The sequence below is a fragment of the Siminovitchia jepli genome (assembly GCF_047228825.1).
In the GTDB taxonomy this organism is placed as follows: Bacteria; Bacillota; Bacilli; order Bacillales; family Bacillaceae_C; genus Siminovitchia.
Map to the genome: position 1 here is coordinate 1 of NZ_JBFEGN010000227.1, position 608 is coordinate 608.

The 608-nt window shown below is 54.8% G+C and carries 1 rRNA gene; it reads left to right on the forward strand.

What is annotated here, in order from left to right:
- A 23S ribosomal RNA gene (locus AB1L08_RS22510) occupies positions 1-608 on the forward strand; the annotation flags it as partial.

Consider the following 608-nt stretch of genomic DNA (forward strand, 5'->3'; position numbering starts at 1 on the left):
AAGTACCGAAGTTCCTGATTCCACACTGCCGAGAAAAGCTTCTAGCGAGGCAATAGGCGCCCGTACCGCAAACCGACACAGGCAGGCGAGGAGAGAATCCTAAGGTGAGCGAGAGAACTCTCGTTAAGGAACTCGGCAAAATGACCCCGTAACTTCGGGAGAAGGGGTGCTTTTTGGGGTGAGAAGCCCTGAGAAGCCGCAGTGAATAGGCCCAGGCGACTGTTTAGCAAAAACACAGGTCTCTGCGAAGCCGCAAGGCGAAGTATAGGGGCTGACGCCTGCCCGGTGCTGGAAGGTTAAGAGGAGAGGTCAGCTTAGGCGAAGCTTCGAATTGAAGCCCCAGTAAACGGCGGCCGTAACTATAACGGTCCTAAGGTAGCGAAATTCCTTGTCGGGTAAGTTCCGACCCGCACGAAAGGCGCAACGATCTGGGCACTGTCTCAACGAGAGACTCGGTGAAATTATAGTATGCGTGAAGATGCGCATTACCCGCGACAGGACGGAAAGACCCCGTGGAGCTTTACTGCAGCTTGATATGGACTGTCTGTGCAGCTTGTACAGGATAGGTAGGAGCCATGGAAACGGGAGCGCCAGCTTCCGTGGAGGCA